General features: G+C 71.2%; 10 protein-coding genes. 1 reads left to right on the top strand and 9 read right to left on the bottom strand.

Annotation, left to right across the window (positions count from 1 at the left end; all coding sequences use genetic code 11):
• Positions 1-53: 53 nt before the first annotated feature.
• The 3 genes from ABZ818_RS17185 to ABZ818_RS17175 all read right to left on the bottom strand — a co-directional run bounded on the left by ABZ818_RS17185 (position 54) and on the right by ABZ818_RS17175 (position 2,730).
• Positions 54-1,709: a beta-N-acetylhexosaminidase gene (locus ABZ818_RS17185; protein ID WP_361415033.1), complete on the bottom strand. Its 1,656-nt coding sequence runs from the start codon at positions 1,707-1,709 to the stop codon at positions 54-56.
• Positions 1,710-1,850: 141 nt separating this feature from the next.
• On the bottom strand, positions 1,851-2,132 hold the full coding sequence (locus ABZ818_RS17180) for a DUF3039 domain-containing protein (RefSeq protein WP_141360526.1): 282 nt from the start codon (positions 2,130-2,132) through the stop codon (positions 1,851-1,853).
• A 28-nt stretch (positions 2,133-2,160) separates the two neighbouring features.
• Complete coding sequence (locus tag ABZ818_RS17175) at positions 2,161-2,730, bottom strand: YqgE/AlgH family protein (RefSeq protein ID WP_361415031.1); 570 nt, start codon at positions 2,728-2,730, stop codon at positions 2,161-2,163.
• A gap of 275 nt (positions 2,731-3,005) precedes the next feature.
• Here ABZ818_RS17175 and murA point away from each other — a divergent pair, with 275 nt between their 5' ends.
• Complete coding sequence (murA, locus tag ABZ818_RS17170) at positions 3,006-4,352, top strand: UDP-N-acetylglucosamine 1-carboxyvinyltransferase (RefSeq protein WP_361415029.1); 1,347 nt, start codon at positions 3,006-3,008, stop codon at positions 4,350-4,352.
• Positions 4,353-4,599: 247 nt separating this feature from the next.
• On the opposite strand, the gene ABZ818_RS17165 is transcribed toward murA, so the two are convergent.
• The 6 genes from ABZ818_RS17165 to ABZ818_RS17140 all read right to left on the bottom strand — a co-directional run bounded on the left by ABZ818_RS17165 (position 4,600) and on the right by ABZ818_RS17140 (position 11,625).
• Positions 4,600-4,881 carry an HU family DNA-binding protein gene (locus ABZ818_RS17165; RefSeq protein WP_003990598.1) on the bottom strand — a complete coding sequence of 94 codons (282 nt, stop codon included), beginning with the start codon at positions 4,879-4,881 and terminating at the stop codon, positions 4,600-4,602.
• Positions 4,882-5,178: 297 nt separating this feature from the next.
• Positions 5,179-6,594 (bottom strand): NAD-dependent malic enzyme, encoded by a 1,416-nt coding sequence (locus ABZ818_RS17160; protein WP_361415027.1) that lies wholly within the window; start codon positions 6,592-6,594, stop codon positions 5,179-5,181.
• A 377-nt stretch (positions 6,595-6,971) separates the two neighbouring features.
• The gene (locus tag ABZ818_RS17155) at positions 6,972-9,293 is read right to left on the bottom strand and encodes a UvrD-helicase domain-containing protein (protein WP_361415025.1); all 2,322 of its coding nucleotides are present in this window, start codon (positions 9,291-9,293) and stop codon (positions 6,972-6,974) included.
• A gap of 64 nt (positions 9,294-9,357) precedes the next feature.
• Entirely contained in the window at positions 9,358-10,128 is a 771-nt protein-coding gene (locus ABZ818_RS17150; protein WP_361415023.1) for a zf-HC2 domain-containing protein, read from the bottom strand.
• A gap of 38 nt (positions 10,129-10,166) precedes the next feature.
• Entirely contained in the window at positions 10,167-10,688 is a 522-nt protein-coding gene (locus tag ABZ818_RS17145; RefSeq protein WP_019056398.1) for a sigma-70 family RNA polymerase sigma factor, read from the bottom strand.
• Between the two features lie 343 nt (positions 10,689-11,031).
• Positions 11,032-11,625: an ABATE domain-containing protein gene (locus ABZ818_RS17140; protein WP_361415021.1), complete on the bottom strand. Its 594-nt coding sequence runs from the start codon at positions 11,623-11,625 to the stop codon at positions 11,032-11,034.
• Between the last annotated feature and the right edge of the window lie 100 nt (positions 11,626-11,725).

Here is an 11,725-nt window from a genome sequence, read left to right as displayed (position 1 = left end):
TGCGGTCTTTTTCCGGCACCTGTTCGAGACGGCGGGCGGAGCCGGCCGTTCCGCTACCTCGGCGGCGGACCGTCGAGGGGCCGCCCGAGGATGCCGGGGCGCCGCTGCCACGGGTGCGGCCCGGTGGGCGGCCGGTAGCGGACGCCCAGGGCGTCCAGACGCCCGTAGTGGGCGGTCATGCGCCGCTCGAAATCCGCGAAGTCCCGTTCCGCCGGGGCGGGCAGGGCACTCCAGGCCACCTCGGCGAACGCGGCCAGTCTGGGGAACGCCTGGTAGTCCACGCGTGCCTGATCCTCCATCACCTCGGTCCACACGTTGGCCTGCGCGCCCAGCACATGGCGGGCCTGGGCCGCGTCCAGCTCCGGAGGGACCGGCTCGAACCGGTAGACGTCCTCCAGGGTGCGCACGAAGCCGATCGGCACGGGCTCGTCCTCGCCCGGGGCCTGGCGGTGGTCCAGGTACACCTCCTGCTCGGGGCACATGACGACGTCGTGGCCGGCCCGCGCGGCGGCGATCCCGCCCGCGTACCCGCGCCAGGACGACACCGCGGCCCCCGCCGCCAGGCCGCCCTCCAGGATCTCGTCCCAGCCGATGAGCCTGCGCCCGCGCGCGGTGAGCCAGGCGTCGAAGTGGCCGACGAACCAGGCCTGGAGCTCGTCCTCGCCGGCCAGTCCGAGTTCCGCGATCCGCGCCTGCGCGGTCGGCGAGGCCCGCCACTGGCCCTTGGGGCACTCGTCACCGCCGATGTGGACAAACCTCGAGAACCCAGCGAATCCGGTGGATGTCACGGCGTCCGCGGGGAACAGTTCGAGCAGTTCCTCGAAGACGCCCTCGTAGAAGCGCAGGGTGGCGTCGGTGGGGGCGAGGACGTTCGGGTTGACGCCCCAGTCGTCCCAGACGGTGAGGGCGGCGGTGTCGACGACGTCGGTGTTGCCGAGTTCCGGGTACGCGGCGATGGCGGCCTGCGAGTGCCCGGGCACGTCGATCTCGGGGACGACGGCGATGTGCCGCTCGGCCGCGTAGGCGACGATCTCCCGGATGTCGTCCTGGGTGTAGTGGCCGCCGTGCGGTTTGTCCTCCCACAGCGGGGACGCCCGGTGGCCGAATCTCGTCCGCGCCCGCCAGGAGCCGACCTCCGTCAGCCTCGGGTACCGCTTGATCTCGATCCGCCAGCCCTGGTCGTCCGTCAGGTGGAAGTGCAGCACGTTGAGTTTGTGCGCGGCCATCAGGTCGAGGTAGCGCAGGACGCCGTCCTTCGGCATGAAGTGGCGGGCCACGTCGAGCATCAGGCCGCGCCAGCGGAAGCGGGGGGCGTCCTCGATCACCCCCGCCGGGACCGCGTGGGCGGCGTCCGGCCGTAGGGGGGCGCGCCGGAAGGCGTCGGGGCCGAGCAGCTGGCGCAGGGTCTGCGCACCCCAGAACACCCCGGCCGGGGAGCCGCCGCGGATCTCGACGCCCCGGCCGGCGACGGCGGCGAGCCGGTACGCCTCGGGCTCCAGGGAGTCGTCCAGGCGCAGCCGTACGGAGTCCGGGTCGTCCTCGGCGCCGGGCGGGAGGGGCAGGCCGAGGGCCGCGCCGAGCGTGCCGCGCAGCCAGCGTTCGGTGCCGCCGGTGCCCTCGGCGGCCCAGAGGGTGGTGCCCCGGTCGAGCGGGACGGCGCGGTCCGGGGAGCCGGCCGCGGCGCGCGGGGCCGGAATCACGTCGGTCATGCCACCCATGGGTAGCGCCGGCCGCGACACAGTGCAACGAGCGTTGCACATCGTGCACAGGCCGTCCGACGACACAGGCCCCCGAGGCACGCCGGAGCGCGCCTCGGGGGCCCTGCGAGTCTCTGCCGAGCGGGGAGCCGGTTACTTCTTCTTGTCGTCGCCGCCTTCGCCGCCGCCGCTCATGGATTCGTAGATCTCCTTGCACAGCGGGCAGACGGGGTACTTCTTCGGGTCGCGGCCCGGCACCCACACCTTGCCGCACAGCGCCACGACGGGCGTACCGTCGAGGGCGCTCGCCATGATCTTGTCCTTCTGGACGTAGTGGGCGAAGCGCTCGTGGTCGCCGTCGCCGTGGGACACCTGCGGCGTCGGCTCGACGAGGGTACCCGTACCAGTGCCGCGCTCGGGCTCGAGAGTGCTCATACGGCAAGGGTACTGAAGGGCCCGGGCATCAGTTGAGCGACGGGTCGTCCGGATATGTGGCGACCATCGCCAGTTCGTTGCGCTGGCGGCGCAGCACCTCGCGCCACAGCCTCTCGGGGGACGGGCAGGACACGTCGCCGGGTTCCGACTCGACGACGTACCAGGCCCCTTCCGCCAGCTCGTCCTCGAGCTGGCCGGGACCCCAGCCGGCGTATCCGGCGAAGATCCGCAGCGAGCCGAGGGCGGAGGCCAGCAGCTCGGGAGGTGCCTCCAGGTCGACGAGACCGATCGCGCCGTGCACCCGGCGCCAGCCCAGCGGGGCGCCCTCGCCGGAGCCGCCGGGGATGACGGCGACGCCGAGTGCGGAGTCCAGCGACACCGGGCCGCCCTGGAAGACGACGCCGGGCTCCCCGGTGAGATCCGCCCAGCCCTCCAGGATGTCGCCCACGTCCACGGGGGTGGGACGGTTGAGGACGACACCGAGGGAGCCCTCCTCGTCGTGGTCGAGAAGGAGCACCACCGCACGGTCGAAGTTCGGGTCCGCCAGGGCGGGCGTGGCCACGAGCAGCCGCCCTGTGAGCGAGGACACCTCGGTCATGCCAGACATGATCCCGCATCTTCCCTGCGCATGGGGAGCCAATCCGGCTACGGGGGTGAGCGCAGCTCAGGGGACACGGAAGCGTCACCGGCGCACGGCGGCCGCGGTGACCGCACGTGCCCGGTGCCCAACGGGGCGTGTTGGCGCAGGGCCCTGAGCCAACCCGGGCCGTCGACGGGCTTTCTGAAGGGGGGCGCACGGCGATTACCCTGTCTGTCCGGCCCCCTCCGAAGTGATCGGCCGGACCCTGCCCACCTCATCGGAACGCGAGATACATGACCGTCAACGGCACTGATGACGTACTGCTTGTCCACGGCGGAACCCCGCTGGAGGGCGAGATCCGTGTCCGCGGTGCGAAGAACCTCGTACCGAAGGCCATGGTCGCCGCCCTGCTGGGAGGTGAACCAAGTCGCCTCCGCAACGTTCCGGACATCCGTGACGTCCGTGTCGTGCGCGGTCTGCTGCAACTGCACGGGGTGACGGTCCGTCCGGGTGACGAACCGGGTGAGCTGGTGCTCGACCCGACCCGGGTGGAGAGCGCGAACGTCGCCGACATCGATGCCCACGCGGGCTCCTCGCGCATCCCGATCCTGTTCTGCGGGCCGCTGCTGCACCGCCTGGGGCACGCGTTCATCCCCGGCCTGGGCGGCTGCGACATCGGCGGTCGGCCCATCGACTTCCACTTCGACGTGCTGCGGCAGTTCGGCGCGGTCATCGAGAAGCGGGCGGACGGGCAGTACCTGGAGGCGCCCAAGGGGCTGCGGGGTACGAAGATCCAGCTGCCGTACCCGTCCGTCGGCGCGACCGAGCAGGTGCTGCTGACGGCCGTGCTGGCCGAGGGTGTCACCGAGCTGTCCAACGCGGCCGTGGAGCCGGAGATCGAGGACCTGATCTGCGTCCTGCAGAAGATGGGCGCGATCATCGCGATCGACACCGACCGCACGATCCGGATCACGGGTGTGGAGAAGCTCGGCGGCTACACCCACCGGGCCCTTTCGGACCGGCTGGAGGCCGCGTCCTGGGCGTCGGCGGCGCTGGCGACCGAGGGCAACATCTACGTCCGCGGCGCCCAGCAGCGGTCGATGATGACCTTCCTGAACACCTACCGGAAGGTGGGCGGTGCCTTCGAGATCGACGACGAGGGCATCCGCTTCTGGCACCCGGGCGGTCAGCTGAAGTCCATCGCGCTGGAGACGGACGTGCACCCCGGTTTCCAGACCGACTGGCAGCAGCCGCTGGTGGTCGCCCTGACCCAGGCCACGGGCCTGTCGATCATCCACGAGACGGTGTACGAGTCGCGTCTGGGCTTCACCTCCGCGCTCAACCAGATGGGCGCCCACATCCAGCTCTACCGCGAGTGCCTGGGCGGCTCCGACTGCCGCTTCGGTCAGCGCAACTTCCTGCACTCCGCGGTGGTGTCCGGCCCGACCCGGCTCCAGGGCGCCGACCTGGTCATCCCCGACCTGCGCGGCGGCTTCTCCTACCTGATCGCGGCCCTGGCCGCCCAGGGCACCTCCCGTGTCCACGGCATCGACCTGATCAACCGCGGCTACGAGAACTTCATGGAGAAGCTCATGGAACTGGGCGCCAAGGTGGAACTCCCCGGCCAGGCCCTCGGCTGATCCACGATCCCCGGCCGGGGCCGGCCGACGCCGCCCCGGCTGGGGTCCGGGGGTCATCCCCCGGGCAGGCACAGCCTCCCGGCCAGGCCCTCGGCTGATCCGCGCTGCCCCGGTGGCCGCCGGGGAAGGGTGTGTACGACGTTGGGGCGGCCCCCGGTGAGGGGGACCGCCCCATGGGCGTCGTGGTGGCCTGAGGGCCGGCCTGCACCGTCTCGTACGCCGTCCCGCGGCGTACGAGACCGCGAGGTCACTTGCCCTTGGCCGCTTCCTTGAGCTTGCTGCCCGCGGAGACCTTCACGCTGTAGCCGGCCGGGATCTGGATCGGCTCGCCGGTCTGCGGGTTGCGAGCGGTGCGAGCGGCACGGTGGGTGCGCTCGAAGGTCAGGAAACCAGGGATGGTGACCTTCTCGTCCCCCTTGGAGACGATGTCGCCGACGACGTCGGCGAACGCGGCCAGCACGGCGTCGGCGTCCTTGCGGGTCACCTCGGCACGGTCGGCCAGCGCGGCCACCAGCTCACTGCGGTTCATGTTGTTACTCCCGTGTTCTTCTTGCCGTTGCGGCGAGGCCGCATGTTGGGCACAGCGAAGCCGATGCTGCCAGGTTCCTCGGTGAGTCCCCGGACCCGGGTCCGTCGCCGAACCCTCGCGCCCAGAGAGGCATCCTGCCCCCACCTGCGGCGCGAATGCCAATCCGGCACCCATAGGAGTCGTGAGAACACCCTTGGGAGTCACACGAAGAGATGCCCGAGCCTGGCCGTCACGATAAGGCTCCACCGGCGGTGGGGTGCTTCGCGACGCGCCGGTTTCGCGACGCCGTGGCAATCGTCACGCCGTTGCCTCCGTCTTCGCGGCCGCCTCCCGGACCGCCCCGGCCACCGCGCCGGCGACCTTCTCGTTGAAGACGCTCGGAATGATGTAGTTCGGGTTCAGCTCGTCCGCCGTGACCACGTCGGCGAGGGCGTGCGCGGCGGCCAGCATCATCTCCGTGTTGACGGTCCGGGACTGCGCGTCCAGCAGGCCGCGGAAGACACCCGGGAAGACCAGCACGTTGTTGATCTGGTTGGGGAAGTCGGAACGGCCGGTGGCCACAACTGCCGCCGTCTGACGGGCAATTGCCGGGTCCACCTCGGGGTCGGGGTTCGCGAGCGCGAACACGATCGCGCCCTCCGCCATGGCGGCCACGTCGTCGCCGTCGAGCACGTTGGGCGCCGAGACGCCGATGAAGACGTCCGCGCCGTGCACGGCCTCCTTCAGCGTGCCGGTCAGGCCCTCCGGGTTGGTGTTGTCCGCGATCCAGCGCAGCGGGGAGTCCGGGGCGGCCCCGACGAGGTCCTCACGACCGGCGTGCACCACACCGTGGATGTCGGCGACGACGGCGTTCTTCACGCCCGCCGCGAGCAGCAGCCGCAGGATCGCCGTGCCGGCCGCGCCGGCGCCGGACATCACCACGCGCACGCTGTCGATCGACTTGCCGACCACGCGCAGCGCGTTGGTCAGCGCGGAGAGCACGACGATCGCGGTGCCGTGCTGGTCGTCGTGGAAGACGGGGATGTCGAGGGCCTCGCGCAGCCGGGCCTCGATCTCGAAGCAGCGGGGCGCGGAGATGTCCTCCAGGTTGATGCCGGCGAAGCCGGGGGCGATCGCCTTGACGATCTCGACGATCGCGTCGCTGTCCTGGGTGTCCAGGCAGATCGGCCAGGCGTCGATACCGGCGAAGCGCTTGAAGAGGGCCGCCTTGCCCTCCATGACCGGCAGTGCGGCCTTCGGGCCGATGTTGCCCAGGCCCAGCACGGCCGAGCCGTCGGTCACGACCGCAACCGAGTTGCGCTTGATGGTCAGGCGCCGGGCGTCCTCGGGGTTCTCCGCGATAGCCATGCACACGCGGGCCACACCGGGGGTGTAGACCATGGACAGGTCGTCACGGTTGCGGATGGGGTGCTTGGACGCCATCTCGATCTTGCCGCCGAGGTGCATGAGGAACGTACGGTCCGAGACCTTGCCCAGCGTGACGCCCTCGATGCCGCGCAGCTTCTCAACGATCTCCTCGGCGTGGGACGTCGAGGTGGCCGCGATGGTGACGTCGATACGGAGCCTCTCGTGGCCCGACGCGGTGACGTCGAGGCCGGTCACCGAGCCTCCGGAGGACTCCACGGCCGTGGTGAGCTGCGATACGGCGGTTCCGCCCGCCGGCACCTCCAGACGGATGGTCATCGAGTAGGAGACGCTGGGCGCCGTTGCCATGGCCGACTTCCTCTGCTTTCACCGTGTCGCGAAGTTCTGCCGTCCGATCGTCGCACCTACCCCCGAGTACGTGCTAGCCGCCCCGGGTTGTGGACGTAGTGTTCACCGAGAGGTGCAGTTTTCGGAAACTGAATTCCACCATACGAGAACTGTTGGAGTGACGGAAGATGCGCAGGCGACAAAAGAGGCCCACGTCACATGAGTGACGTGGGCCTCTTGGAGATTTGTATGACACCGACCCGCCATGCTCGCCTCGCGGCAAGTGGTCGCTCGTAGCGACGAAGGTTGGGCCCGGGGGCTTGGATCGGGCCGGTGTCGTACCCAGGCTAACAAACGGATGCCTCATGGCCATTCCCGTCGCTGCGGTTACCTCGGGTTCAGTCCCGCAGCAGATCCGGCACCCCGGCCCCGTCCGGCTCGTCCCGCTCCCCGGAGACCACCGTCAGCTGCTGGGTGGCCCTGGTCAGCGCCACGTACAGGACCCGCAGGCCGGCCGGGGACTCGTCCGCGATCTCCGCGGGCGAGACGACGATCGTCGCGTCGTACTCCAGGCCCTTGGCCTCCAGGCTGCCGAGGGCCACCACCCGGTCGCCGAGCCCGGCCAGCCAGCGCCGGGCCTCCTCGCGCCGGTTCATGGCGACGACCACGCCGACGGTGCCGTCCACCAGGTCCAGCAGTCGCTCGGCCTCCGCCCGCGCGCTCTTCTCCACGGAGCCCCGGACGACGGCGAAGCGCGGCTCCACCCCGGTGGAGCGCACGGCCGTCGGCGCGGTGGAGCCGGGCATGGCCAGGGCGAGGACCTTCGAGGCCAGGTCGGCGATCTCCGCCGGGTTGCGGTAGTTCACGGTCAGCTCGAAGCGGCGGCGCGGCCGGGTGCCCAGGGCCTCGTCGCGGGCCTCGGCCGCCTCGTCCGGGTCGGACCAGGAGGACTGGGCGGGGTCGCCGACGACCGTCCAGGTGGCGTGCCGGCCACGGCGGCCGACCATCCGCCACTGCATGGGCGTGAGGTCCTGCGCCTCGTCCACGATGACGTGCGCGTACTCGGTGCGCTCCTGCGCGAGGCGCTCCGCCCGCTCCCGCTGCGACTCCTCGCGCATCGGCATCAGCTCCTCGAGACCGGAGAGCTGGTCCAGCGGGTCCAGTTCGCGCTTCCGGCGCGGCCGGGCCGGGGTGCCGAGGATCGCCTGGAGCTCGTCGAGCAGGGCGATGTCGTGCACCGAGTACCCGTTCCGCCGCAGCGAGCGGGCCACCCGGCGCACCTCACCGGGGTTGAGGATCCGGCGCGCCCAGCGGCCCAGCCGCCGCTCGTCGGCCATGGCGGTGAGCACGGCCGGCGGGGTCAGCTCGGGCCACCAGGCGTCGAGGAAGGCGACGAAGGAGTCCTCACCGGTCACATCCTCGTCGAAGGAGGAGCGCAGCTCGGCGGCCAGTTCCGGGTCGGTGTGCCGGCCGGCGGCACCCGACTTCTCCCACAGGGCGTCAAGCAGCAGCTTGCGGGCGCGCGGGCGCAGCAGGTTGACCGGCGCCGTGCCGCCGAGGGCGGTGCGCCGGACGTGGTCGAGCTCCTCGGCCTCCAGCTCCAGCCGGCGGCCGAAGGCGACGACCCGCAGCCGGTCCGGTGAGCCGTTCGACTCCAGCGCGCCCCGCGCCGCCTTGCGCAGCACCTTCAGCATCCGGTACGAGCCCTTGGCCCGCGCCACCGCCGGAGAGTCGTACAGCGTGGCCTCGGCGCCGTCGACGAGCGAGCCGATCGCCCGGATGGCGACCTGGCCCTCCTCGCCGAGCGAGGGCAGCACGCCCTCGGTGTAGGCCACGAGCAGCGGTGTCGGGGAGACGATCAGGATGCCGCCCGCGTAGCGGCGCCGGTCCTGGTAGAGCAGGTAGGCCGCCCGGTGCAGCGCCACCGCCGTCTTCCCCGTCCCCGGACCGCCCTCGACGTACGTCACCGAGGCGGCGGGGGCACGGATGACCAGGTCCTGCTCGGCCTGGATGGAGGAGACGATGTCCCGCATGGTGTGGCCGCGGGCCTGGCCGAGCGCGGCCATCAGCGCGCCGTCGCCGATCGCGGGCAGTTCGCGGCCGTCGAGGCGGGCCTTCAGCTCGGGACGCATCAGGTCGTCCTCGACCCCGAGCACGCGCCGCCCCTTGGAGCGGATGACCCGCCGGCGCACGACCCGGCCCGGGTCGACCGGGGTGGAGCGGTAGAACGGGGCCGCGGCCGGTGCCCGCCAGTCGATGACCAGCGGGGCGTAGTCCTCGTCGAGGACGCCGATGCGGCCGATGTGCAGGGTCTCGGCGATGTCCGCCGTGCCGTCCTCGCGGACCGCGCCCTCGGCCGGCTCGACCGCGGTGTACGCGCCGTCCGGGCCCTTCCTGCCGTCCTTGCCGAGCAGCAGGTCGATACGGCCGAAGAGGAAGTCCTCGAACTCGTTGTTCAGCCGGTTGAGGTGGACGCCCGCCCGGAAGACCTGCGCGTCGCGCTCGGCCAGCGCGCCAGGTGTACCCACCTGGCCGCGCTGGGCCGCGTCGCGCATGAGGAACTCGGCCTCGTGGATCTTCTCCTCGAGACGGCGGTACACCCGGTCCAGGTGCTGCTGTTCCACACCGATCTCTCGGTCCCGTACGGAGTCGTGCGCCGCTTCGTGCGCTGCGGCGTGGACCGATCCGACCGCGGAATCCTGTTGAGCCTGTGCGGCCACCGGGCCCCCTTCTGACGTGCTGGGCAGCCGTCAACCGTACGCGAAGGGGGCCCGCTCACGGAAGCTAGGCGGGCACCTCGACGAGTCGTTTCCCGTCGAAGGTCATCACCTCGAAGTGGTCGATCTGGTTCGGCTCCAGGGCCGCACCGCCACGGATGTAGAGGGGGTCCTTGGCCTCCTCCGTCTTGGCGTTCGGGACGCCGTAGCCCCACTTCGGGACGGACCAGGACGTGACCGTCTCACGCTCGCCGTTCTTGCCGACGGCGATGAGCGAGCACTTCTGCGGGCCGGTGACGTTGTTCAGCTCGAGAACGGCGTTCGTGCCCCAGTCCTTCTTCTCGACGGCGACCGTCGCGGTGACGTTCGTCGACGGGTCCGTCGCCGTGACCTTGTCGGGCATCGACTCGAAGGCGGACTTCGCGGGGCTCGCGGCCACCGCGGTGTTGCCGCCGCCGTCCGAGCCGCTCACCGCGACCGCGGTCAGCGGGCCGCCGATGATCAGCGCTGCCGCCGCCGCGACCATGTAGAAGCCGCGCCGGCGCTTCTGGGCGCGGCGCTCGGCGACCTCGTCGACGAGCTTCTCCACCAGGCGCGGGCTGGGCTTGGCCGAAAGGGACTCGCCGACCGCGGGTGCGCCGGAGCCCGGCAGGTCCGCGAGCGCGGCCAGCATCGGCTCCATCCCGGCGAGTTCGTCGAGTTGCTGGGCGCACCACTCGCAGGTGGCGAGGTGCGCCTCGAAAGCGGTTGCCTCGGCGTCGTCGAGAATCCCGAGGGCGTAGGCGCCGACGGTCTCGTGCTCGTTCGGAGCCGGGGTTCCCTGCATGGCCCCAGACATACCCGCACCACCCGTTCCGAATCCCCCGTACACGCTCATCACGCCGTCACCCCCCGCTCCTCCAGTGCCAGCTTCATCGACCGCAGGGCGTAGAACACCCGCGAGCGGACGGTGCCGCTGGGTATGCCCAGTGTCTCGGCCGCCTCATTGACGGTACGCCCTTTGAAGTACGTCTCGACGAGCACCTCCCGGTGGGCCGGGGTCAGGTCGTCGAGCGCGTCCGACAGCGTCATCAGCCACAGCGCCTTGTCGATCTCGTCCTCCGCGGGGATGACCTCCAGCGGCGACGGATCGACCTCCTGCGGCCGGGCCTGCCGGCTGCGGTGGCCGTCGATGACGATGCGCCGGGCGACCGTCACCAGCCAGGGGCGTACCGAACCGGTGGCTCGATTGAGCTGACCGGCGTTCTTCCAGGCACGGATGAGCGTCTCCTGGACCACGTCCTCGGCACGCTGCCGGTCTCCGGCCACCAACCGCAGGACATACGCGAGGAGAGGTCCGGCGTGCTCGCGATAGAGCGCACGCATCAACTCCTCATCAGGTTCCGAGGACTGGGACATGCGATGTCGGGCCCTCGATCCACGTTCATTGGCCACGGCCGCATCCTTGCGCACGCCCACCTCCGGTGTCCGGGGCTTCCCCCCAGTCGGTCGCTCGCCGACGGGTACGGATCTCGGGCACACCGTGTTCAAAACCGGCCGACGGATTTCTGGGGGGTGCCGTGACGAGGGAGGACATGGGCGCACATTCCCCCCGCCTGATCTTTACATTTCCGACACAGGAGCGGGAGGGCGAGCGCTTCCCGCCCCCGACAGAAACCAAACAGAGTGTTACCGAAATCACTTCGGCGTGGAATGCCCACAACCGGCAAATGGGATCGGGGAGTTGTCGCTCCCTGCCCCTCTACGGCTGTGAGAGGGCAGCACGTCGGCGGTGGCGGGCCACCCGTTCGCGGTTCCCGCAGACCTCGCTGGAGCACCAGCGCCTCCGGCGGCCCCGGGACGTGTCCAGGTACACGATCGGGCAGTTGTCGCCCTCGCACTGGCGCAGGCCCGCCCGTGCCACGGGATCGGTGAGCAGTTCCACGGCGTCCCGGGCGACGGCCGCGAGCAGGGCCGCGCACGCGGGTGGGCCCGCCAACTCGCGTACGAGGGTGCCGTCCTCGCCTCGTACGGCACGGGGTGCCGGCGGCGCCGTACGGGCGATGTCGTTGACGCGGGCGAGCGCGAGATCGTACGCCCGGGTCTCCTGGGCGAGATATCCGCGCACCAACTCCCCTACATCTCGACGTAGTTCCCGGAACCCCGTGAGCCAGGAGGCGTCGACGTGCGCCAGCGGGCAGCCGGGCGGAACCAGCCCCGATCCGGTGATCCACGCGCGCAGCGGCGCGAGGGAGTCCAGCCGTTCCACGGGATGGGTGGTGGAGAGGAGATCCAGGCAGACCCGCCCGGCATCGAACCTCAGCTCGTACGGGACCGTGGCCGCAGCCAGTGCCATGTGCCTGTCACCGCCTAGGCTCACCCCGGCCGGCAGGCCTCGCCGGGGCATCGTCGGAGGCCGGAAATCCGTTCCCTCCCACAGTGCCCGCCCACCGGCC

Source organism: Streptomyces sp. NPDC047453 (assembly GCF_040643155.1).
GTDB lineage: Bacteria > Actinomycetota > Actinomycetes > Streptomycetales > Streptomycetaceae > Streptomyces.
This window is presented reverse-complemented; position numbering and strand designations above follow the sequence as displayed.

Bases quoted from the DNA above. Each gene is read 5' to 3' on its own strand.
- ABZ818_RS17150 (WP_361415023.1), bottom strand. From the start codon at position 10,128: ATGTCTGGGGCCATGCAGGGAACCCCGGCTCCGAACGAGCACGAGACC.
- ABZ818_RS17140 (WP_361415021.1), bottom strand. From the start codon at position 11,625: ATGGCACTGGCTGCGGCCACGGTCCCGTACGAGCTGAGGTTCGATGCC.
- ABZ818_RS17185 (WP_361415033.1), bottom strand. From the start codon at position 1,709: ATGACCGACGTGATTCCGGCCCCGCGCGCCGCGGCCGGCTCCCCGGAC.
- ABZ818_RS17145 (WP_019056398.1), bottom strand. From the start codon at position 10,688: ATGTCCCAGTCCTCGGAACCTGATGAGGAGTTGATGCGTGCGCTCTAT.
- ABZ818_RS17160 (WP_361415027.1), bottom strand. From the start codon at position 6,594: ATGGCAACGGCGCCCAGCGTCTCCTACTCGATGACCATCCGTCTGGAG.
- murA (WP_361415029.1), top strand. From the start codon at position 3,006: ATGACCGTCAACGGCACTGATGACGTACTGCTTGTCCACGGCGGAACC.
- ABZ818_RS17165 (WP_003990598.1), bottom strand. From the start codon at position 4,881: ATGAACCGCAGTGAGCTGGTGGCCGCGCTGGCCGACCGTGCCGAGGTG.
- ABZ818_RS17180 (WP_141360526.1), bottom strand. From the start codon at position 2,132: ATGAGCACTCTCGAGCCCGAGCGCGGCACTGGTACGGGTACCCTCGTC.
- ABZ818_RS17175 (WP_361415031.1), bottom strand. From the start codon at position 2,730: ATGACCGAGGTGTCCTCGCTCACAGGGCGGCTGCTCGTGGCCACGCCC.